General features: G+C 69.4%; 20 protein-coding genes. 8 read left to right on the plus strand and 12 right to left on the minus strand.

The features are described from left to right. Nucleotides 1–41: 41 nt before the first annotated feature. The gene (locus tag LGN17_RS27375) at nucleotides 42–1031 is read left to right on the plus strand and encodes a zinc-dependent alcohol dehydrogenase family protein (RefSeq protein ID WP_226199893.1); all 990 of its coding nucleotides are present in this window, start codon (nucleotides 42–44) and stop codon (nucleotides 1029–1031) included. A 25-nt stretch (nucleotides 1032–1056) separates the two neighbouring features. Here the strand turns inward: LGN17_RS27375 and fnr are convergent, their stop codons facing one another. The 3 genes from fnr to LGN17_RS27390 all read right to left on the minus strand — a co-directional run bounded on the left by fnr (nucleotide 1057) and on the right by LGN17_RS27390 (nucleotide 2975). Beyond that, nucleotides 1057–1830, minus strand: coding sequence for a fumarate/nitrate reduction transcriptional regulator Fnr (gene fnr, locus LGN17_RS27380; RefSeq protein WP_226199896.1), 774 nt, complete (start codon nucleotides 1828–1830; stop codon nucleotides 1057–1059). 342 nt (nucleotides 1831–2172) lie between these two features. Beyond that, on the minus strand, nucleotides 2173–2820 hold the full coding sequence (locus LGN17_RS27385; RefSeq protein ID WP_226199898.1) for a response regulator transcription factor: 648 nt from the start codon (nucleotides 2818–2820) through the stop codon (nucleotides 2173–2175). Next, nucleotides 2817–2975, minus strand: a complete 159-nt coding sequence (locus LGN17_RS27390) for a hypothetical protein (RefSeq protein WP_226199900.1) — start codon at nucleotides 2973–2975, stop codon at nucleotides 2817–2819. The genes LGN17_RS27385 and LGN17_RS27390 overlap by 4 nt, the downstream gene beginning before the upstream one ends. A 245-nt stretch (nucleotides 2976–3220) precedes the next feature. Here LGN17_RS27390 and LGN17_RS27395 point away from each other — a divergent pair, with 245 nt between their 5' ends. Continuing rightward, nucleotides 3221–3691 carry a universal stress protein gene (locus LGN17_RS27395; protein WP_226200006.1) on the plus strand — a complete coding sequence of 157 codons (471 nt, stop codon included), beginning with the start codon at nucleotides 3221–3223 and terminating at the stop codon, nucleotides 3689–3691. A 48-nt stretch (nucleotides 3692–3739) separates the two neighbouring features. Here the strand turns inward: LGN17_RS27395 and LGN17_RS27400 are convergent, their stop codons facing one another. The 4 genes from LGN17_RS27400 to LGN17_RS27415 all read right to left on the minus strand — a co-directional run bounded on the left by LGN17_RS27400 (nucleotide 3740) and on the right by LGN17_RS27415 (nucleotide 7190). Further along, complete coding sequence (locus LGN17_RS27400) at nucleotides 3740–4573, minus strand: universal stress protein (RefSeq protein ID WP_226199903.1); 834 nt, start codon at nucleotides 4571–4573, stop codon at nucleotides 3740–3742. Then, nucleotides 4570–5073, minus strand: coding sequence for a universal stress protein (locus LGN17_RS27405; RefSeq protein WP_226199905.1), 504 nt, complete (start codon nucleotides 5071–5073; stop codon nucleotides 4570–4572). The genes LGN17_RS27400 and LGN17_RS27405 overlap by 4 nt, the downstream gene beginning before the upstream one ends. Nucleotides 5074–5142: 69 nt before the next feature. Further along, entirely contained in the window at nucleotides 5143–6342 is a 1200-nt protein-coding gene (locus LGN17_RS27410) for an acetate/propionate family kinase (RefSeq protein ID WP_226199907.1), read from the minus strand. Between the two features lie 8 nt (nucleotides 6343–6350). Next, complete coding sequence (locus tag LGN17_RS27415; RefSeq protein WP_226199909.1) at nucleotides 6351–7190, minus strand: universal stress protein; 840 nt, start codon at nucleotides 7188–7190, stop codon at nucleotides 6351–6353. A 189-nt stretch (nucleotides 7191–7379) separates the two neighbouring features. Between LGN17_RS27415 and LGN17_RS27420 the strand changes: the two genes are divergently transcribed. Genes LGN17_RS27420 through LGN17_RS27440 form a run of 5 tightly spaced genes read left to right on the plus strand, consistent with a single transcriptional unit; the run spans nucleotide 7380 to nucleotide 12534 of the window. Beyond that, on the plus strand, nucleotides 7380–7916 hold the full coding sequence (locus LGN17_RS27420) for a hypothetical protein (RefSeq protein ID WP_226199910.1): 537 nt from the start codon (nucleotides 7380–7382) through the stop codon (nucleotides 7914–7916). Next, the gene (locus LGN17_RS27425) at nucleotides 7906–8652 is read left to right on the plus strand and encodes a beta-ketoacyl-ACP reductase (protein ID WP_226199911.1); all 747 of its coding nucleotides are present in this window, start codon (nucleotides 7906–7908) and stop codon (nucleotides 8650–8652) included. Before LGN17_RS27420 ends, LGN17_RS27425 begins: the two co-directional genes overlap by 11 nt. After that, nucleotides 8649–10463, plus strand: a complete 1815-nt coding sequence (locus tag LGN17_RS27430) for a PHA/PHB synthase family protein (RefSeq protein WP_226199914.1) — start codon at nucleotides 8649–8651, stop codon at nucleotides 10461–10463. The genes LGN17_RS27425 and LGN17_RS27430 overlap by 4 nt, the downstream gene beginning before the upstream one ends. Further along, on the plus strand, nucleotides 10460–11452 hold the full coding sequence (locus LGN17_RS27435; protein WP_226199916.1) for a bifunctional enoyl-CoA hydratase/phosphate acetyltransferase: 993 nt from the start codon (nucleotides 10460–10462) through the stop codon (nucleotides 11450–11452). Before LGN17_RS27430 ends, LGN17_RS27435 begins: the two co-directional genes overlap by 4 nt. A gap of 41 nt (nucleotides 11453–11493) precedes the next feature. Then, nucleotides 11494–12534 carry a zinc-dependent alcohol dehydrogenase family protein gene (locus tag LGN17_RS27440; RefSeq protein ID WP_226199918.1) on the plus strand — a complete coding sequence of 347 codons (1041 nt, stop codon included), beginning with the start codon at nucleotides 11494–11496 and terminating at the stop codon, nucleotides 12532–12534. 68 nt (nucleotides 12535–12602) lie between these two features. On the opposite strand, the gene LGN17_RS27445 is transcribed toward LGN17_RS27440, so the two are convergent. Further along, on the minus strand, nucleotides 12603–14006 hold the full coding sequence (locus tag LGN17_RS27445; RefSeq protein WP_226199920.1) for an MBL fold metallo-hydrolase RNA specificity domain-containing protein: 1404 nt from the start codon (nucleotides 14004–14006) through the stop codon (nucleotides 12603–12605). 278 nt (nucleotides 14007–14284) lie between these two features. Between LGN17_RS27445 and LGN17_RS27450 the strand changes: the two genes are divergently transcribed. After that, a complete protein-coding gene (locus tag LGN17_RS27450) occupies nucleotides 14285–14740 on the plus strand; it encodes a hypothetical protein (protein WP_226199923.1) in 456 nt (151 codons plus the stop codon). A gap of 31 nt (nucleotides 14741–14771) precedes the next feature. Here LGN17_RS27450 and LGN17_RS27455 read toward each other — a convergent pair whose 3' ends face one another. The 4 genes from LGN17_RS27455 to LGN17_RS27470 are packed head-to-tail and all read right to left on the minus strand — an operon-like array spanning nucleotide 14772 to nucleotide 19144. Continuing rightward, nucleotides 14772–16247: an efflux transporter outer membrane subunit gene (locus tag LGN17_RS27455; RefSeq protein WP_226199925.1), complete on the minus strand. Its 1476-nt coding sequence runs from the start codon at nucleotides 16245–16247 to the stop codon at nucleotides 14772–14774. Next, on the minus strand, nucleotides 16225–17310 hold the full coding sequence (locus LGN17_RS27460) for an HlyD family secretion protein (RefSeq protein ID WP_226199927.1): 1086 nt from the start codon (nucleotides 17308–17310) through the stop codon (nucleotides 16225–16227). Before LGN17_RS27460 ends, LGN17_RS27455 begins: the two co-directional genes overlap by 23 nt. Next, complete coding sequence (locus tag LGN17_RS27465; protein WP_226200008.1) at nucleotides 17307–18011, minus strand: ABC transporter ATP-binding protein; 705 nt, start codon at nucleotides 18009–18011, stop codon at nucleotides 17307–17309. Before LGN17_RS27465 ends, LGN17_RS27460 begins: the two co-directional genes overlap by 4 nt. Beyond that, nucleotides 18008–19144: an ABC transporter permease gene (locus tag LGN17_RS27470; protein ID WP_226199929.1), complete on the minus strand. Its 1137-nt coding sequence runs from the start codon at nucleotides 19142–19144 to the stop codon at nucleotides 18008–18010. The genes LGN17_RS27465 and LGN17_RS27470 overlap by 4 nt, the downstream gene beginning before the upstream one ends. Between the last annotated feature and the right edge of the window lie 11 nt (nucleotides 19145–19155).

The following is a 19155-nucleotide window of genomic DNA, read 5'->3' on the forward strand; positions in this document are numbered from 1 at the left end:
GAACGTGCAGCGCGCGAACACGATTGCGCGGGGAGGCGAGCATGCTTGCGATGATGTTTGACGGCGCGACACCGCATTTGCGCGAGACGCGCGTGCCGGACCCGTTGCCGGCGGCGGGCCAGTTGCTGATCGACGTACACGCATGCGGCGTATGCCGGACGGATCTCCACGTCGTCGACGGCGAGCTCGCGCATCCGAAGCTGCCGCTGATCCCGGGGCACGAGATCGTCGGCACGGTGCGCGCGCTCGGCGCGGGCGTGACGGGCTTCGCGGTGGGCGAGCGCGTCGGTGTTCCGTGGCTCGGGTCGACGTGCGGCCATTGCGCGTATTGCGCGGCCGGCCGCGAAAATCTGTGTGACAGCCCCGGATTCACGGGCTATACGATCGACGGCGGCTACGCGGAGCGCACCGTCGCCGACCACCGGTATTGCGTGCATCTGCCGCGGCGCTATTCCGATCTCGAGGCCGCGCCGCTGCTGTGCGCCGGCCTGATCGGCTATCGCACCTTGCGCATGGCGGGCGACGCGCGGCGCATCGGCATCTACGGTTTCGGCGCGGCGGCGCATCTCGTCGCGCAGGTCGCGCATGGCGAGGGACGGAAGGTGTTCGCGCTGACGAAGCCCGGCGATGCGGTTGCCCAGCAGCTCGCGCTGTCACTCGGCGCCGCATGGGCCGGCGGCAGCGACGAAACGCCGCCCGAGCCGCTCGATGCCGCGCTCATCTTCGCGCCGGTGGGGGCGCTGGTGCCGGCCGCGCTGCGTGCGCTCGACAAGGGCGGGATCGTCGTGTGCGGCGGCATCCACATGAGCGACATTCCCGGCTTTCCGTACGCGTGGCTGTGGGGCGAGCGCCGCATCGCATCGGTGGCCAACCTGACGCGTGCGGATGCCGTCGAATTCATGCGGATCGCCGATGCGATGCCGTTGCGGGTCGAGGCCGTGCGCTACGCGCTGACCGACGCGAACCGCGCGCTCGACGACTTGCGCACGGGGCGTCTGTCCGGGGCGGCGGTGCTCGCCATGCGCGGCTGATGCGCCCGCCGCGCGTGCGGCGAGGTCAGATCCGCCCGAGGCCTTCCGAATCGACGATGCGGATCTGCTTGCCTTGCGCGGCGACAAGCCCGTTGCGCTGGAACTTCGACAGCATGCGGCTGACCGTTTCGAGCTTCATCCCGAGGTATTCGCCGATCTCGTCGCGCGTCATCCGCAGCACGAATTCGGCGGCCGAGTAGCCGCGCGCCTTGAAGCGCGTGGAAAGGTTCAGCAGGAACGCGGCGACGCGCTGCTCGGCGGTCATCGTGCCGAGCAGCAGCATCAGTGAGGATTCGCGGACGATTTCGCCGCTCATCATCTGGTACACGTGATGCTGCATCGGCCGCACCTCGCGGCAGATCTGCTCGAGCTGGCCGAACGGAATGATGCAGACGGTACTGTCCTCGAGCGCGATCGCATCGCCGTTGTGGTGGCCGGTGTGCACGCCGTCGAGCCCGAGCGATTCGCCGACGATCTGGAAGCCGGTGATCTGCTCGTCGCCGTCGCGGTGCATCACGATGGTCTTGAACGACCCGGTTCTCACCGCATAGATGCTGTTGAACGCGTCGCCTGCGCGAAACAGCGTTTCGCCGCGCCTGACGTGCCGCGTCGTGCAGATCATCGCGTCGACCCGCGCGAAATCGTCAGGCGAAAGGTCAGGCGGCAGGCAGACCGTGCGCAACGAACACGTCGAACAGCGGGACGCGGCGCGTTTCGGTTGTTCCGCCCGTTCGACGGGATGCAACGGGATGAACGGGCGTAACGGCACGGTCGGCGAAACATCGGCATGGCTTTGCATGATCGGCTCCAGTACTCCAGTACATTGGGGACAGCGGCGGGCCGTCGTGGGACGGGGTCGCGCTGGTGGTAACGCCGGCGGCCCTGGTGCAAGCCGCCCCCATCGGAAAAGCCGCGCCGGACGAAAAGGAAACCTGTCCCGGCGGCGATTGCCGCCGTTGCTTCGCCAGGCGCGTGCTTGTTTTTCTTGATCTGGAGTATGGATGTTGCGCGGCGTCAAGGAAATCAGCAGGCATTGAAGATGCAGTAGGTCACGCGGAAGCGCTGTAGGCGGTTTCCTACACGGGTGCGGCATTCTGTCCGGGTCGACGCGAAGGCGCGGCGGTCGTGCGACGGAGCCGCGTCAGAGTTCGTCCGGATCCTCGAACAGCTTGTGGCGCATCGCATAGCGCACGAGCGCCGTGTCGTTCGGCATCTGCATCTTCTCGAGAATCCGCGTCTTGTAGGTGCTGACCGTCTTGACGCTGACGCAGAGCGCCTCCGCGATTTCGGAAATCGACTCGCCGGTGGTGACCCGCCGGAACACCTCGAATTCACGGTCGGACAGCCGTTGGTGCGGCAGGAGATCGGTCGGCTCGTTCAGGCTCTGCGCAAACTGTTCGGCCATCGTCAGGCTGACGTAGACGCCGCCGGCCGCGATCTTGGTCAGCGCCGCGACCAGCTCGGCGCTGGCGCTTTCCTTGGTCATGTAGCCGGATGCGCCGGCGCGGAACGCGCGCACCGCGTATTGCTGCTCGGCGTGCATCGTGAGCACGAGAATATGCAATGCCGGTTTCTCGTCCTTGATCTGCTTGATGAGTTCGACGCCGTTTCGGCCGGGCATCGACAGGTCGAGCACCAGCACATTCGCGGCCGTGTCACGCACGAGCGCGATCGTGGACGCGCTGTCGCGCGCTTCGCCCGCGACTTCGAACCCGCTCGCGCTCTGCAGGATGTGCCGCAGGCCGTCCCTGACGAGGGCGTGGTCGTCGGCGATGAGTACCCGGATCATGACAGCCCATCTCCTTGCTGGATGGCGTGAAGCGGCAACGCCACGGTAATCGTGCATCCCGTTCGCGCGAGCCGGTCGGGGGCCGAACTGCCGTCGTCGCCGCCGAAGCCGCCGGAATAGACGGGGGCCGCCGGGTTGTCGGCCGTGATCTCCATGCGCAGCCGATCGGATTTCGCCGGCGGCTGGCGGGCGTCCGGCCGGACGCGAGGCACGAAACGTGGGGCGGACCGAAGTTGCGATGTCGCCCGAAATTGTGCGCGTTTTGTCTGTCTTCGCCAATCGGGACCGATGCGTACGCCTGCGGCCGGGCAGGCTTGACCGGCGTCAACCGGATCACGCCCGCCGGGCCCAGACTGGTGTGGCATTCCAGTCAAAAACCGGACGCCACCAGGGAGGCATCATGTATGCAAGGATCTTTGCGGCGCTCGACGGCAGCCGCAGTTCGCGGCTCGCGCTCGACGAGGCGATCGCGCTCGCCCGCGCTTCGGGGGGCCTGATCGTCGCCGTGTGCGTGGTATCGGACGCGCCAAGAGTGGCTGACTTCGACAGCGGCTATATCGACCAGCGTGACCCGAGGGGGCTGGATGCGGACAAGGCCGCGATCGCGGTGGCGGATGCGCAGACCGCGTTTCGCCTGTGCGGCGTCCGCGGCACCGCGCACACGATCGACGCGTGCGGCGAGGACGTGTCGTCCGTGCTGGCGCGAGCCGCCGCCGAATGCGACGCGGACCTGATCGTGATGGGGACGCACGGACGCCGCGGCGTGCGCCGTGCGGTGCTCGGCAGCGTCGCCGAATCGCTGGTGCGCAGCGCCGACCGGCCGGTGCTGGTCGTGCGCGAGGGGCACGGCGCGTGTGCGGCCGTGCTGTGACCGCAGAGGGCAGCCGCCCGCGGCTGCCCCGTCGTCATGCGTGCGGCGTCAGTGCGACAGCAGCACCGGCACCGTCATCGTCTCGAGGATGGTGCGCGTCGCGCCGCCCAGCACGCGTTCGTGCATGCGCGCATGGCTGTACAGGCCCATCACGAGCAGATCCGCATGCAGGTCGGTCGCCCGGTTCAGCAGCGTCGCGCCCACGCCGACCGACCGGTCGCGCGGCGTCGTCGAGAACGACGCGCGAACGCCGTGCCGCTCGAGATACGCGGCGACGTCGACGCCCGCCGGCGTCTGGTCCGGGTCGGGTTGACCGCGCACGACCGTCTCGACGTTGACGAAGCGCGCGCGGGCGAGCAGCGGCAGCGCATCGGCCATCGCGCGGGCGGCTTCGCGCCCGCCGTCCCAGCCGATCAGCACGTTCTCGCCGATCGTTCGCACGTCGCCCGCATAGGGCACGACGAGCGCCGGACGGCCGCTGCCCATCACGAGATCCTCGATGAAATGGCGCGCCACGTAGGTCATGCGATCGTCGGGGTCTTCCTGGCCGAGCACCAGCAGATCGGCGTGACGTGCGTGCAGGATGGCGACTGTCGTCGCGTCGCCGGCCGGCGCCTGCCATTCGACGCTGCGTCCCGCGCGCTCGGCTGCCGTCAGGAATCTCTCCTCGGCTTCCTTGCGCCGCTGTTCGCACAGCCGCTCGTAGACGGCCAGCTTGAGCGGCTCGTCGGGCCGCCGCAACGGCTCGAAGAGATCCTGGCAGACCACGTAGAGGCCGATCAAATGCGCGTTCCAGCGTCCCGCCAGTTCGAGCGCGAGGTCGACGCGCGTCGCGCAGCGTTCGCTGTCGTCGAGGTGGACAAGCAGGGTCTTGTAGCTCATGACGGCTCCTTTTCGGTTGATGCCGCGACGGTCTCGGCGGGTTTGCCGGACGGGCAGCTCGCGGGAATCATCAGCACCGGGCACGTGGCCAGACGCAGCACGCGCTCGGCCACGCTGCCGAGGAACAGGCGCTGGGCGCCGCGCCGTCCATGCGTGCCCATCACGATCAGGTCGGCCTCGATTTCATTGGCAAGACTGACGATCCGGTGCGGGATGTCTTCGCCCGCCGGATCGACGTCGGTGATCCGCGGCGTGCCGGCCACGTCGCGCGCCTTCATGCGGCGCGCTGCGTCGTCGGTGACGCGCAGCCCTTCTTCCCGGAACGCATCGATCAGGATCGACGGATCGTATCCGACCATGTCGTAGGCGGGCACCAGGAAATCGACGACGTAGACGGGGGTCAGCCGCGCACCCGTTTCCGACGCGAGGCCCAGCGCGGCGTCGAGTGCACGGGACGACGTGTCGCTGCCGTCGAGCGCAACCAGAATGTTCGAGTACATGGCGTTTCCCTTGAACGGAGGTGGATGAAATCATCATCGGCGCGCGCGCGCCGATCGCGCTGATCTGGATCAAGCGTCGCGGTTGCCGCGCAGCACGCCGATCGCGGCGCGCGCGGCGATCCACGCTTCGTTGGTCGGCTCGACGACCACCGTGACCGCGCTCGACGCGGACGACACGACCTGCGCGTGGTCCGCGTTCGCGCGCGCATCGATGTCGACGCCGAGCCAGCCGAGCGATGCGCAGATTCGCTCACGCAACACGGCCGAGTGCTCGCCGATGCCGGCGGTGAAGACCAGCATGTCGAGGCCGCCCAGCAGCGCGATGAGCGCGCCGGCTTCGCGCACGATGCGGTGGACGTAGAGTGTCAGCGCATCGCCGGCCAATGCGTCGCCGGCGGCTTCGCACGCCAGCAGCACACGCGGATCGCCGGACGCGCCCGACACGCCCTTGAGGCCCGACTCGTGATACAGCAGATGGCCCAGCGCATCGCCGGACAGCTTGCCGATCTCGAGCAGGTGCAGGACGACGCCGGGGTCGAGCGTGCCGCAGCGCGTGCTCATCATCAGCCCGTCGAGCGCCGAGAAGCCCATGGTCGTCGCAACGCTGCGGCAGTCGCGCATCGCGCACAGGCTGGCGCCGCTGCCGAGATGGGCGGCGATCACGCGGCCGTGCGCACGCGCGCCGAACCGCTCGTCGAGCGCGATGGCCAGGTATTCGTACGACAGACCATGGAACCCGTAGCGACGCACCCCCTGGTCGAACCATGCATGCGGCAACGGCAGCAATTGCTCGGCGCGCGGTAGCGTGCGATGAAACGCGGTATCGAACACGGCGACCTGCGGCACGTCGGGAAACGCGTCGCGCAGCACGTCGATCGCATCGAGGCTGTGCGGTTGATGCAGCGGCGCGAGCGGCGTCAGCGTGCGAAGCGCGTCGAGCACCGCGTCGTCGACGACGATCGGGTCGGCATACCGGGCGCCGCCGTGCACGACACGATGGGCGATCGCGCCCAGCGCGACATGCGGCAGTTGCACGCGGATCCACATCGCGATCTGCGCGAGCACGGCGCGGAACGGATCGCCCGCGTGCAGCGGCAGCGTGCCGCCCGGGGCGGCGTCGAAGCGGATCGACACGCCGTTGCCGGTTGCGGCCGCTTCCCCCTCGTGCAGCGGCCGCCGCGCGGGATCGCCGTGCGGCGGATACGCGAAGACCGCGAACTTGACGCTCGACGAACCGGCATTGACGGCGAGCAGCGCGAGCGTGCGCATCGGCCGGCTCAGTGCGACATCAGCACCGGGAGCGTCATCGACGCGAGCACCGTGCGGGTGGCGCCGCCCATCACCAGCTCGCGCCAGCGCGGATGGCCGTACGCGCCCATCACGAGCAGGTCCGAACCCGTTTCGTACGCGCGCGACAGCAGCGTGTCGCCGATCGACGCGCCGGTGCCGGTATCGATGTCGAGCACGTTCACGTCGCGCGCATGGCGCGCCAGCATCAACGCGGCATCGGCGGCCGGAATGCGCGTGGTCGCCGCTTCGGAATTGCCGTCGACCACGGCGACGACGGTCGTGCGCTTCGCATGCTCGAGGAAGGGCAGCGCGTCGTGTGCGGCACGGGCGGCTTCGCGGCTGCCGTCCCACGCGACGAACACCCGTTCGCCGATCGACGGGAATTCTCCGGTGTACGGCCAGAACAGCACCGGGCGGCCGGCGGACAGGACGAGGTTCTCCGCGAACTGGTCGTCGATGTAGGTTTCGGGATCGTTCGGGTCGCTCTGGCCTGCAATCACGAGGTCGGCAAGACGGGCGGCGCGCGGCACGGCGGCATTCGCGCGTTCGTCTGCACGAACCCAGGCTGCCGGCACTTTCGCGCGGGCAGCCTCCGCATGGAACAGGCGCTCCAGCGCGGCGAGCCGTTCGTCGCGCTGTTCGCGGTGTTCGCGGAAATAGTCGGCGGAGCCGGCCATCACGTAGAACGAATGCGGCTCCGGCGTGTAGACCGCGAACAGCCCGGTGAGATGCGCACCGAAGCGCCGGGCGAGACGCAACGCGAACTCGAGACGCGAATGCGCGCGGTCGCTCGTGTCGAGATGCACGACTAGGCTTTTGTAGCTCATCGGAATCGCTCCATCGACGGATGATCCGCCAGTGCAATCCAGTCTACGAAGCAGGGTTTCCGCGTGCTTGACTCAGATCAACGGGCGCCATGCGCACCGGTCGCACAGTGAAGCGGTCGCGATGCCGATGCCGGGCAGGCGGCATGACACGGATGCCAACCCATTGACCGGATCGAAGGAGGGAAGACGATGAGCCCCCACGCTTTGACGACACCGAACGACGCTTGCCGCGCGGGCTGCGATCTTGCCTTGCGCATGGCCGCGCTGAACCGCGGCTGGCAGCATGAATGGCTCGCGCTGGCCGGGCGGCGTATCGAGCGCGACCGCGACGCGGTGCGCGACCTGCAGCAGGCGCTCACGGCGACGAACGAATGGACGTCCTTCGGCGAAGCGGCGCGGCAGGTGACGCGCGACTACACGATCGCCACCGTCGCGATCTGGCAGGACGCCACCGAGCTGTGCATGCGCGGGCAGTTCGAGAGCGCGAGCGCCTGGCGCACGTGGCTGCGCGATTACGGCGCCGGCACGCTGGCGCGCTGCCAGACCGACTGGTGGCCCGATCTCGGGCGGCTGGCCGTGGTCAACGAGGCGAGCATGCCGTGGCGCGACTGGATGGCCGCGTTCGAGCTCGGCATCACGGAAGCCGTCGATGCGGGCGACGAGGCCGCGGCCGTCCGGCGTCTCGATGGCAGCCACGCCACGCAGGAGCACGATCATGTCCGCTGAGCGCGTTGCATTCGTCACCGGCGGGATGGGCGGCCTCGGCGCCGCGATCAGCCGCCGCCTGCACGACGCCGGCATGACCGTGGCGGTGTCGCACACCGAACGCAACGACCACGTCGCGACGTGGCTCACGCAAGAACGCGAGGCGGGCCGCACGTTTCGTGCGTACGAGGTCGACGTGGCCGACTACGACTCGTGCCAGCACTGCGCGGCACGCGTGCTGGCCGAATTCGGGCGCGTCGACGTGCTCGTCAACAACGCCGGCATCACGCACGACGCCACCTTCGTGAAGATGACCAAGAGCATGTGGGACGCGGTGCTGCGCACCAATCTCGACGGCCTGTTCAACATGACGAAGCCGTTCGTGCCCGGCATGATCGACGCCGGCTTCGGGCGGATCGTGAACATCGGGTCCGTGAACGGGGAGCGCGGGGCGTACGGGCAGGCGAACTACGCGGCCGCGAAAGCCGGCATCCACGGCTTCACGAAGTCGCTGGCGCTCGAGCTCGCGCGGCACGGCATCACGGTCAACACCGTGGCGCCCGGGTATCTCGCCACCGCGATGCTCGAGTCGGTGCCGAAGGAGGTGCTCGACACGAAGATCCTGCCGCAGATTCCGGCCGGCCGCCTCGGCGATCCCGACGAAATCGCCGCGCTCGTCGCCTTCCTCTGTTCCGATGCGGGCGCCTTCGCGACCGGTGCGGAATTCGACGTCAACGGCGGCATGTACATGCGATGAAAGCGTCCGTCATCCGTGCGCCGCTTCCGGGCGATTCGAGGCCGCCGCCGGATCGGGACGGGCGCAAGACCGGCGCCTGCGAAGGCGCGGCAACCGAGGCGACGCCCGCCGAACGATGGAACCGCGCCGCGCATGCGAACGTTGCCGCGATGACCTTCGGGCTGTCGCCCGTGTCGCTGGCGCTGGCCATGCTCGATTGGGGCGCGCATCTGGTGGTGTCGCCGGGCAAGTGCTTCGAACTCGCGACGCAGGCGTGGCTGGCGCCCGCGCCCGCGGCGGCGGAGCAAGCCGCGGCGGACGACGCCGGCGCGGACGGCCTGGCCGTGCATGCGGGGGGCGCCGATCCGCGTTTCGCCGCGCCGGTGTGGTCGAGCTGGCCGTTTTGCGCGTATCGCGACGCCTTCCTGTCGGTCCAGCGCTGGTGGCGCGACGCGACGCGCGGCGTGCCGGGTGTCGAACGGCACCATGAGGAGCTGGTCGGTTTCGTCGCGCGTCAATGGCTCGACGCGTGCTCGCCCGGCAACTTCCTGGCGACCAATCCGGTCGCGCTCGACGCGACGATGCGCAGCGGCGGCGCGAACCTCGCGGCGGGCGCACGGCACTGGCTCGACGATGCGAACGCGTGGCTCGATCGCGCCGGCGGCCAGCGCGGCCGCGACGTGCGGGCGTACCTGCCCGGGCGCGACGTGGCCGTCACGCCGGGCCGGGTCGTGTGGCGCAACGCGTTGTGCGAGCTGCTGCAATACGACCCGACGACGCCGCGCGTCGCGCGCGAGCCGATCCTGGTCGTGCCGTCGTGGATCATGAAGTACTACATCCTCGACCTGCAGCCGCACGATTCGCTGATCCGTTTCCTGGTCGATGCGGGCTACACCGTGTTTGCGGTGTCGTGGCGCAATCCGGGCGCGGAAGCGCGCGATCTCGGGCTCGACGATTACCTGCGCGACGGGTGCCTGGCGGCGCTCGACGCGGTCCGGTCGATCTGCGGCGAAGCGGTCCACGCGGCCGGCTATTGCCTCGGCGGCACGCTGCTGGCGATCGGCGCGGCGGCGCTCGCGCGCGACGGGCGGCAACACGAGGCGCTGCGATCCGTCACGTTGCTCGCGGCCGAGACCGATTTCAGCGAACCCGGCGAACTCGGCCTGTTCATCGACGCGAGCGAACTGTCCGCACTCGATGCGCTGATGTGGCGGCAGGGCTACCTGGACGGCGCGCAGATGTCCGCCGCGTTCGAACTGCTGAACGCGCGCGACCTGATCTGGTCGCGGATGATGAGCGAATACCTGCTCGGCCGGCGCACGAAGCCGAACGACCTGATGTCGTGGAATGCGGACACCACGCGCATGCCGTACCGGATGCATTCCGAATACCTGACCCGGCTGTTCCTCGACAATGATCTCGCGGCAGGCCGCTACCGCGTCGACGGGCGGCCGATCGCGCTGTCGGATCTCGACGTGCCGACGTTCGTGGTCGGCACCGAGCGCGATCACGTATCGCCGTGGCGTTCCGTCTACAAGCTCCATCTGCTGACGCACCATGCATTGACCTTCGTGTTGACGGCGGGCGGCCACAACGCGGGCATCGTGTCGGAACCCGGCCATCCGGGCCGCCACTACCGCTGCGCGACCCGCGAACCCGGCGCGCCGTATCGCAGCCCGCGCGAATTCGTGCACGACACGCCCGCGGTCGACGGATCGTGGTGGACCTGCTGGCGCGACTGGCTGCGCGCGCGCTCGTCGGGCGACGTGCCGGCCCGCACGCCGGCCGCCGGGCTCGCCGCGGCGCCCGGCGCCTACGTGCTCGAGACATGAACGGGCACCGGCATCCGGATGCGGGCGGCGGCGCGTGCCTGCCCGGCCTGCTGCCGCGCGCGGATGGCGCATTGCCCGGGCTGATCGCGCGCGCATGCCACGCGCCGCCGCTGGTCGTGGCCGTCGTGCGTCCGTGCGACGCAACCAGTCTCGTCGCGCTGGCCGAACTCGGCGCGTCGCCGCTGGGGGCCGCGGTCGAGCCGTTGATCGTCGCGCCGCGCGCCAAGGTGCTGCGGGTCGCGCACGACGCGGGCGTCGACCTTTCGCGCTGGACGATCGAGGACGTGCCGCACAGCCATGCGGCGGCGGCCCGCGCGGTCGAACTCGCGGCGGCCGGCCGCGCCGGCGCGCTGATGAAGGGCAGCCTGCATACGGACGAGCTGATGGGCGCCGTCGTCGCCGCCGAATCGGGGCTGCGCACGGACAAGCGCATGTCCCACTGTTTCCTGATCGAGACGCCGGCGTATCCGCGGCCGTTCATCCTGACCGACGCGGCGGTGAACATCGCGCCGGACCTCGCGCAGAAGGCGGCCATCACGCAGAACGCGATCGACGTCGCGCATGCGCTGGGCGTGGCGTGCCCGCGCGTGGCCGTGCTGTGCGCGGTCGAGACCGTCAATCCGGCGATGCGCTCGACGCTCGACGCGGCGGCGCTCGCGAAGATGGCCGAACGCGGCCAGCTCACGGGCGCGATCGTCGACGGCCCGCTCGCGTTCGACAACGCGATCTCGCTGCGGGCGGCGCACGACAAGGGGATCGATTCGCCGGTCGCCGGCCGCGCCGATATCCTGGTCGTGCCCGATATCGAAGCGGGCAACCTGCTCGCGAAGCAGCTCGAATACCTGGGCGGCGCCGTCAGCGCCGGCATCGTCGTGGGCGCGCGCGTGCCGATCGTGCTGACGAGCCGCGCCGACGGCGCGGCCGTCCGGGTCGCGTCCTGCGCGCTCGCGATGGTGCTGGCGCCGGTGCGCGATGCGCCGCAGTCCTGATGAACGAACCTGCCACCCTTTCTTTCGATGGAGGAACCGCAATGAAAGCACTCGTCTACCACGGGCCCGGGCACAAGGCGCTCGAGGAACGGCCCAGGCCGGAACTGCAGTCGCCGACCGACGCGCTCGTGCGCGTGACGCGCACGACGATCTGCGGCACCGACCTGCACATCCTCAAGGGCGACGTGCCGACCTGTGAGCCCGGCCGCATTCTCGGCCACGAAGGGGTCGGGATCGTCGAACAGGTCGGCGCCGCCGTCGACGCGCTGAAGCCGGGCGATCACGTGCTGATTTCCTGCATCTCGTCGTGCGGCCGCTGCGAATATTGCCGGCGCGGCCTGTATTCGCACTGCGAGACCGGCGGCTGGATCCTCGGAAACCGGATCGACGGCACGCAGGCCGAGTACGTGCGCATTCCGCATGCGCAGACGAGCCTGTACCGGATTCCGCCGGGCGCGGACGAGGAGGCGCTCGTGATGCTGTCCGACATCCTGCCGACCGGGTTCGAATGCGGCGTGCTGAACGGCAAGGTGCAGCCGGGTTGCTCGGTCGCGATCGTCGGCGCGGGCCCGATCGGGCTGGCGGCACTGCTGACCGCGCAGTTCTACTCGCCCGCGCAGATCATCATGATCGATCCGGACAGCAACCGGCTGGAGGTCGCGCGGCGCTTCGGCGCGACCGATTGCCTGGACGGCCGCAGCGGGGACCCGGTGGCGGAAGCGATGAAGCTGACCGGCGGCGTCGGCGTGGATTGCGCGATCGAGGCGGTCGGGATTCCGGCGACGTTCGAGATGTGCACGTCGCTGGTGGCGCCGGGCGGCGTGGTCGCGAACGTCGGCGTGCACGGGGTCAAGGCCGACCTGCACCTCGAGAAGCTGTGGGATCGCAACATCTCGATCACGACCCGGCTCGTCGATACGGTCAGCACGCCGATGCTGCTGAAGACCGTGCGCGCCGGGCGCCTCGATCCGAAACGCCTGATCACGCACCGGTTCTCGCTCGACGACGTCGAGCGCGCGTACGACACGTTCGGCCGCGCGGCGCAGACGCAGGCGCTGAAGGTCATCATCGAAGTCGGCTGATGGCCGGGGCGCGTGGCGGGAACCGATGTGCGACGCCCGGTTCCCGCCACGTCCGGCGGGTCACGCCGTCAGGAGGACAGCGCGGCCGGCTCGCGCGTGTCGCCGGATTCGACCGCATCGAGATCGACGCGCTGCGCGTACACCGGCACCTCGCACGGCCAGTGGAGCCGCTCCGCGATCCGTCGCCGCATCGCATCGGCCGCGGCCGGCTCGCCGTGCGTGACGAAGGTCCGCACCGGCGCGCGCTGCATCGTGCCGAGCCAGCGGAGAATCTCCTCGTAGTCGGCATGCGCGGAGAGCGCCGTGATCGACGCGACCTGCGCGCGCACGCGCACGTACTCGCCGTGAATCTTCAGGGTCGGCTCGTGCGCGGCCAGCGCCGCGCCGCGCGTGCCGGCCGCCTGGTAGCCGACCAGCGCGATCGTGTTGCGCGCATCGGGCGCGTAGCGGCTCAGGTGGTGCAGCACGCGGCCGCCCGTCGCCATCCCGCTGCCGGCGATGATGACCATCGGGCCCTGATGGTCGGCAATCGCCTTCGACTGCTCGACCGAGCGGATCATCGTGGCCGCGTGGCCGAGCGCGTTCGCCTCGGATGGCGTCAGCCGGTGTTCGAGAATATGGTGGCGATAGATCTCGGTCACGTCGGTGGCCATCGGGCTGTCGACGAATACCGGCACGCGCGCCATCCGGCCCGACGCCTTCAGGCGCGCGATGTAGTGCAGGATCTCCTGCGCGCGGCCGACGGTGAAGCAGGGCATCACCACGACGCCGCCACGCGCGAAGGTCTTGTCGAACAGCGCGGCGAGTTCGTTCTCGGGGTCCGATTCCGGATGCAGCCGGTCGCCGTACGTCGATTCGACGACCAGGTAGTCCGCGTGCGCGGGCGCCAGCGGCGGCTGCATGATCGGGTCGTGATAGCGGCCGAGATCGCCCGAGAAGGCCAGCACCTTGTGATCCCAGTGCATCACGACGCTCGCCGCGCCGAGAATGTGCCCGGCCGGCAGCAGGCGGAACGCCAGCCCGCCGCCGAGCGGCGTGCATTCGTCGAACGCAACGGGCTTCAGCAGGTGCAGCGCGCGCTGCGCATCGTCCAGCGTGTAGAGCGGCTGCGCCGGATGATGCTTCGAGTAGCCGTGGCGGTTCGCGAACTCGGCTTCTTCCTCCTGCAGCCGCGCGCTGTCGCGCAGCATGATGTCGCAGAGTTCGGCCGTGGCCGCCGTGCAGTACACCGGCCCGCGAAACCCTTCGCGCGCCAGCACCGGAAGATAGCCGGTATGGTCGATATGCGCGTGCGTGAGCACGACCACGTCGAGCGTGTCGGGCGCGACCGGCAACGGGTTCCAGTTGCGCAGCCGCAGGTTCTTGGTGCCCTGGAACAGGCCGCAATCGACCAGCACGCGCCGGTTGCCGTGCTCGATCAGGTACTTCGAGCCGGTCACGGTTTCGGTCGCGCCGAGAAAAGTCAGTTTCATGGATCGCCTCACGGGAGTGGACGGAGCAGTGAATCGATTACAGCGCGGATCCGTGTGACGCGATTGACGGAAATCAGGGATTGTCGTATCCGTGCCCCGGTCGGGCGAGGTTTGCGCTCCGGCCGTTGCCGTGCCGGCTTGACGTCGGTCAACGCCCGGGCCGGCCGGTGGCATGATAGTGAACGTGTACGCGAACGCGATGTCGTGCCCCCGCTTTTCCGCGTACGTCGCGTACGCAATGCGCAGCGGGATCACGACGCTTTCGGGACGAATTCATCATGACGCTGATCGCCAATCTGGACGGCGCGCGAACCGGCTACCGGCTGTGCTTCGTCCGCGCACCCTGGGCGTGGTTCACCTGCCTGCCGCTCGACCTGCAATGCGGCCAAAGCTGGGCCGACGTGCCCTACCAGGACGTCGCGCAACCGCCTTACAGCGATTCGCGCGCGCAACTGCTGCGCGTGGCGTTCGACGCGCCGCGGCTGCTGCCGCCCGAAGCCGGCCGGCACGGGCAGGACTGGAGCGTCGAGCAGATCAACGACGGCGCGGTGCCGTGGCTGCGCAGCGAGGAATTCGTCGACGCGATGAAGCTGGCCGTGCCGGCGGGGGCGACGCTCGCCGAATTCGTCGAGACGATCGAGGCTGCCGGCGGCACCGTCTACGGCCCGCTCGGCTGGGCCGAGCTGCCGCCGTGGCAGCGGCCCGACGTTGCGACGCACACGCGAACGGGCTGACTTCGGACGCCCGTGCCCGTGCCGCCGCGTATCAGCCCGCGTCACCCCAGCCGCCGCCGAGCGCGACGTAGAACGCGACCGTGTCCTGCAGCCGCTGCGCGACCGCCTGCAGCCACGCCAGGCGCGCCTGATGATATTGCACGTCGGCGACCAGCAACTGCACATAGCCGGTAATCCCTGCGTCGTAGCCGGCCTGCGTGAGCGTCAGCGCATCGCGGGCCGCGGCCATCGCGCGGGCCTGTGCATCGAGTGCCGCAGCGTCGTTCGCGAGCGCGCGCAACGTATCGGCGACCTGCGAGAACGCCGACAGCACCACTTGCCGGTAGGTTGCGTCGGCTTCGTCGTACGCATCCTGCGCCGCGCGCCGCTCGTTCACCAGCGTGCCGCCGTGAAAGAGCGGCGCGGTGAGCCCGGCGCCGACGCTCCATGCACGACCGGCCGGCGCGAACAACTGGCCGGCGACGATACTGTCGAAACTGCCCGACGCGGACAGCGTGAGATTCGGATAAAGCGCGGCCGTCGCGACGCCGACCTGCGCGCTGGCCACGTGCAGCTGCGCTTCCGCCTGCAGGATGTCCGGCCGGCGGCGCACCAGCGACGACGGCGCGGTATCCGGCAGGCTTGCCGGCAGCGCGATGCGCTCGAGCGACAGGTCGGGCGTCTGCCAGTCGACGGGGTAGCGGCCCGCGAGCAGCGCGAGCAGGTCGTCGGCCTGTGCGCGCTTCTGATCGAGCGCGGGCAGCGTCGCCTCGAGCGACGCCCGTTGCGACTCCAGCGTGAGCACGGCGACGTAGGGCGCCGCGCCTGCCGTCACCTGCGCGCGCGTCAGGCGGATTTGCTCGTCGAGCAGGCCGATCATTTCGCGCGTGGCCGCGGCTTCGTCGCGATACGCGGCGCGCGCGATCATCGTGTTGACGACGTTGGCGGTCAGCATCAGGTACGCGCCCGCGAGCGCCTGGCGCTGCGCGTCGACACCGGCCGCCAGCGCCTCGACCTGGCGCCGCTCGCCGCCCCACAGGTCGAGCGTGTAGCTGACCGTCGCCGACAGCGTGTACAGGTTGAAGATCGATGCCGGCAGGGCCTGCCCGGTGCGCAGCGGCGCATAGCGCTGGCGCGACGCGCCGGCCTGCGCATCGGCCTGCGGAAAGAAGACGCCTTCGCCGGCCTGCAGCGCATGTTCGCTGCGCCGCAGCGTCGCCTCGGCGAGATCGAGCGTCGGGCTGCCGGTCAGCGCCTCGCCGACGGTCGAGTCGATCGCGCGGCTACCGAAGCGCGTCCACCAGTCGCGCGCGAGCGGCTCGGCGGCCGACAGCGCCTGGGTTTGCCCGCCGCCCGTCCATGCGCCGGCCGTGGCGTCCGTCGCGGCGAAGCGCGATACGTGCGGGGTGGGCGGACGCGTGAAGTCGGGCCCGACCATGCATCCGGCCAGCGACGCGACGGCCGCGAGCGCGGCCGCCGCGCGCGGCATCCGGCGGGCGCGGCGATTATTTGCCGGCCACGTACACATCGACGATCTGCCCGGGAAACAGCCGGACAGCCTTGTTCGGGACGATACGGAAAATGACCGGCAGCACGCGCACGTCGACGCGCTCGGTGCGCTGGTCGGACAGTTCGATCTTCGGCGTCACGTACGGCTGCACGCGGACGAACTGGAGGTCGGCCTCGACCGACGTGCCGCGCACGAACATGTGCGCCTTCAGCGCGTGCAGGTCGGGCAGCTGGTGGATCAGGATTTCGTCGATGTAGCAGCGCACCTGCAGGCGGTCGACCGGCGTGCCGAGCACCGCGACGGGCGCGTTGCCCTGCGTGTAGGTGTCGTAGAGCCCCTGCGAAGTCAGGTAGGAGCCGACGGCCGCGTTCATCGCGAGCACGGTGCCGTCGGCCGGCGCGCGCAGCGTATAGCGGGCGAGCAGCGCGGCGGCCGCGTCGGCCGCGCGCCGCAGCGCGATGGCCTGTGCTTCCTGGTTGCGCACGTCGTAGCTCCACGCGCCGGCTTTCGTCAGGCGATACTGCCGCGTCACGACGTCGAGGTTGGCCGCCGCGACACGTACCGAGTTCGCGGCCGTGTCGAGCGCATCGCGGCTCACGGCCTTCGGGTCGATGTCGTACGCGCGCCGCTGCTTGTCGTACTGGTCCTGCGCGAGCTTCAGGCTGGCCTGCGCGGCCGTCGCCTGCGCACTCGCCACGTCGAGCACTTCGCGGCGCGGCTGGGCCTTCAGCTCGTCGAGCAGCGCGTTGGCCGCATCGGCCTGCGCCGCGAGCTGCGCGGCGGTGGCGCGCTGCACCGAGTCGTCGATCGTCAGCAGCGCATCGCCTGCCTTCACCGGATCGCCGTCGTGCACGAGGATGCGCGTCACCGCGCCCGTCACGTCCGGGTAGACGTTCACGTTCGCGCCGGCCGCCTGCTCGCTCTCGACGATGCCGTTCGCATACACGCCGCGCGCATACGGATTGGCGGCCGGCTTGAACACCGGCGGCTGCGGCGGCTCCTGGCGGCTGTAGAGCCAGGCGGCGACGAGGCTGGCGAGCAGGCCGAGCACGGCCGCCGCGAACACGAACCGGTGTTTCATCGCGCACCTCCGCGCTCGATGCCGTTCAGCCTGCCGTCTTCCATCCGCAGGATGCGATCCGCGTACTCGAAGATGCGCGCGTCGTGCGTGACGATCACGATGCAGCGCGTGTCGCTCAGCACCTTGTGCTTGACGAAGTCGATGATCATGCGGCCCGTGTCGCCGTCGAGCGACGCGGTCGGCTCGTCGAGGATCAGCAGGTCGGGCTGGCTGACGATCGCGCGCGCGATCGCCACGCGCTGCTGCTCGCCGCCGGACAGCTTGACGGGCGGCAGGTGCGCGCGGTTCGCGAGCCCGACGACCTCGAGATAGCCGAGCGCCTCCTTGATCGCGTCGTCCCACGGGCGGCGCTTCAGGATCAGCGGGATCGCGACATTCTCGGCCGTCGTGAGCCGCGGAAACAGGTGGTAGTCCTGAAAAACGAAGCCGATCCGGTTCAGCCGGAAATCCGCGATCGCGTCGTTCGGCTGCGCCCACAGGTCGACGCCGTCGATCGATACCGAGCCGGATTCCGGCCGCAGGATGCCCGAGATCACGCTGAGCAGCGTCGTCTTGCCGCTGCCGGACGGCCCGACGATCAGCAGCATCTCGCCGAAGTTCGCCTGCATCGACACGTCGCGCAGCGCCTGCGTGCGCGCGTCGCCTTCGCCGAACCATTTGCTGACGCCGTGTGCGTCGATCGCGACCTTCGCCATCGTCAGCCCCGGAAGATGTCGAACGGCTCGATGCGCAGCACGCGCCGCACGCCGAGATAGCTCGAGATCGCCGCGATCACGACCACCATGCCGAACGCGAGCGCCAGGTTGCCGTAGGTGACGAGCGCCGCGTAGTCGGGAATCTGCAGCTTCGCGAGGCTGATCAGGAGCACGCACAGGCCAACGCCGAGCCCGTAGCCGGTCAGCGCGGTAAACGTCGCCTGGAACAGGATCATCGCGACGAGCTCGCGGCTTTTCGCGCCGATCGCCTTCAGCGCGCCGAACTTGTCCAGGTTCTCGAGGATGAACGCATAAAAGGTCTGGCCGGAAATCGACAGCCCGATGATGAAGCTTATGATCGTCATCAGCAGGATGTTGGTGCCGAGGCCGGTCTGATACTTGTAGAAATGCGCGATCTGAGCGATGAATTCGTCGCGCGTGTACGCGCGATAGCCGAGCGCTGTCACGACGGCCTTGATGTGCGCGATGTCCGCATCCGACTTCGGCTCGACGAGGATGTACGACGTGGTGAAGCGCGGCGACGGAATGTACTGGATCGCACGGGCATAGGTGGTATAGAGCGTCGGCGTGCCGAACAGGCCGCTGGCCGCGACCTTCGCGATGCCGACGATCACGCCGCGGTGGTCGTTCAATTCGAAATCGGTGCCGACCGACGGATTCTCGAGCTTCGGAAACTCCGGATCCTGGATCGCGATGAAGCCGTTCTCCGCGTAGATGTCCTCGATCCGGCCCTGCAGCATCGTCGGGCGGCCGAGCAGGCTCGCGTCGTCGAGGCCGACGACCGTCACGGCCTGGTAGGTGCCGGAGCGCAGCTTCACGAGCGCGGCGCCGGAGTAGAGCGGCACCGCATACTTGACGCCGTCGATGCTGCGCACCGCGTCGAGCACGTAGTCGGGCATGCCGATGCTGTTCGCGATCGTCTGCACGGCCGGGTCCATCACCCACACCTTCGCACCGATGTTGATCACGGACGCCGACGACTTGTTCAGGATGCCGGCGAACAGCGACGTCATCTCGATCATCAGCAGCACCGAGAACGTGATGCCGACGGTGAGCGCGGTGAACTTCGCGCTGTCGTTCACGAGCAGCTTGAACGCGAGGCGGAGGATGCCGTTCATGATGGGCGATG

This window comes from Burkholderia sp. AU30280 (assembly GCF_020420125.1).
GTDB lineage: Bacteria > Pseudomonadota > Gammaproteobacteria > Burkholderiales > Burkholderiaceae > Burkholderia.

What these genes read in the sequence shown, in the direction of transcription:
- LGN17_RS27445 (WP_226199920.1), bottom strand. Translation starts at nt 14,006, where the DNA reads ATGAAACTGACTTTTCTCGGCGCGACCGAAACCGTGACCGGCTCGAAG.
- LGN17_RS27395 (WP_226200006.1), top strand. Translation starts at nt 3,221, where the DNA reads ATGTATGCAAGGATCTTTGCGGCGCTCGACGGCAGCCGCAGTTCGCGG.
- LGN17_RS27385 (WP_226199898.1), bottom strand. Translation starts at nt 2,820, where the DNA reads ATGATCCGGGTACTCATCGCCGACGACCACGCCCTCGTCAGGGACGGC.
- LGN17_RS27375 (WP_226199893.1), top strand. Translation starts at nt 42, where the DNA reads ATGCTTGCGATGATGTTTGACGGCGCGACACCGCATTTGCGCGAGACG.
- LGN17_RS27430 (WP_226199914.1), top strand. Translation starts at nt 8,649, where the DNA reads ATGAAAGCGTCCGTCATCCGTGCGCCGCTTCCGGGCGATTCGAGGCCG.
- LGN17_RS27405 (WP_226199905.1), bottom strand. Translation starts at nt 5,073, where the DNA reads ATGTACTCGAACATTCTGGTTGCGCTCGACGGCAGCGACACGTCGTCC.
- LGN17_RS27470 (WP_226199929.1), bottom strand. Translation starts at nt 19,144, where the DNA reads ATGAACGGCATCCTCCGCCTCGCGTTCAAGCTGCTCGTGAACGACAGC.
- LGN17_RS27390 (WP_226199900.1), bottom strand. Translation starts at nt 2,975, where the DNA reads ATGGAGATCACGGCCGACAACCCGGCGGCCCCCGTCTATTCCGGCGGC.
- LGN17_RS27440 (WP_226199918.1), top strand. Translation starts at nt 11,494, where the DNA reads ATGAAAGCACTCGTCTACCACGGGCCCGGGCACAAGGCGCTCGAGGAA.
- LGN17_RS27435 (WP_226199916.1), top strand. Translation starts at nt 10,460, where the DNA reads ATGAACGGGCACCGGCATCCGGATGCGGGCGGCGGCGCGTGCCTGCCC.
- LGN17_RS27420 (WP_226199910.1), top strand. Translation starts at nt 7,380, where the DNA reads ATGAGCCCCCACGCTTTGACGACACCGAACGACGCTTGCCGCGCGGGC.
- LGN17_RS27410 (WP_226199907.1), bottom strand. Translation starts at nt 6,342, where the DNA reads ATGCGCACGCTCGCGCTGCTCGCCGTCAATGCCGGTTCGTCGAGCGTC.
- LGN17_RS27415 (WP_226199909.1), bottom strand. Translation starts at nt 7,190, where the DNA reads ATGAGCTACAAAAGCCTAGTCGTGCATCTCGACACGAGCGACCGCGCG.
- LGN17_RS27400 (WP_226199903.1), bottom strand. Translation starts at nt 4,573, where the DNA reads ATGAGCTACAAGACCCTGCTTGTCCACCTCGACGACAGCGAACGCTGC.
- LGN17_RS27450 (WP_226199923.1), top strand. Translation starts at nt 14,285, where the DNA reads ATGACGCTGATCGCCAATCTGGACGGCGCGCGAACCGGCTACCGGCTG.
- LGN17_RS27455 (WP_226199925.1), bottom strand. Translation starts at nt 16,247, where the DNA reads ATGTGTACGTGGCCGGCAAATAATCGCCGCGCCCGCCGGATGCCGCGC.
- LGN17_RS27425 (WP_226199911.1), top strand. Translation starts at nt 7,906, where the DNA reads ATGTCCGCTGAGCGCGTTGCATTCGTCACCGGCGGGATGGGCGGCCTC.
- LGN17_RS27460 (WP_226199927.1), bottom strand. Translation starts at nt 17,310, where the DNA reads ATGAAACACCGGTTCGTGTTCGCGGCGGCCGTGCTCGGCCTGCTCGCC.
- fnr (WP_226199896.1), bottom strand. Translation starts at nt 1,830, where the DNA reads ATGCAAAGCCATGCCGATGTTTCGCCGACCGTGCCGTTACGCCCGTTC.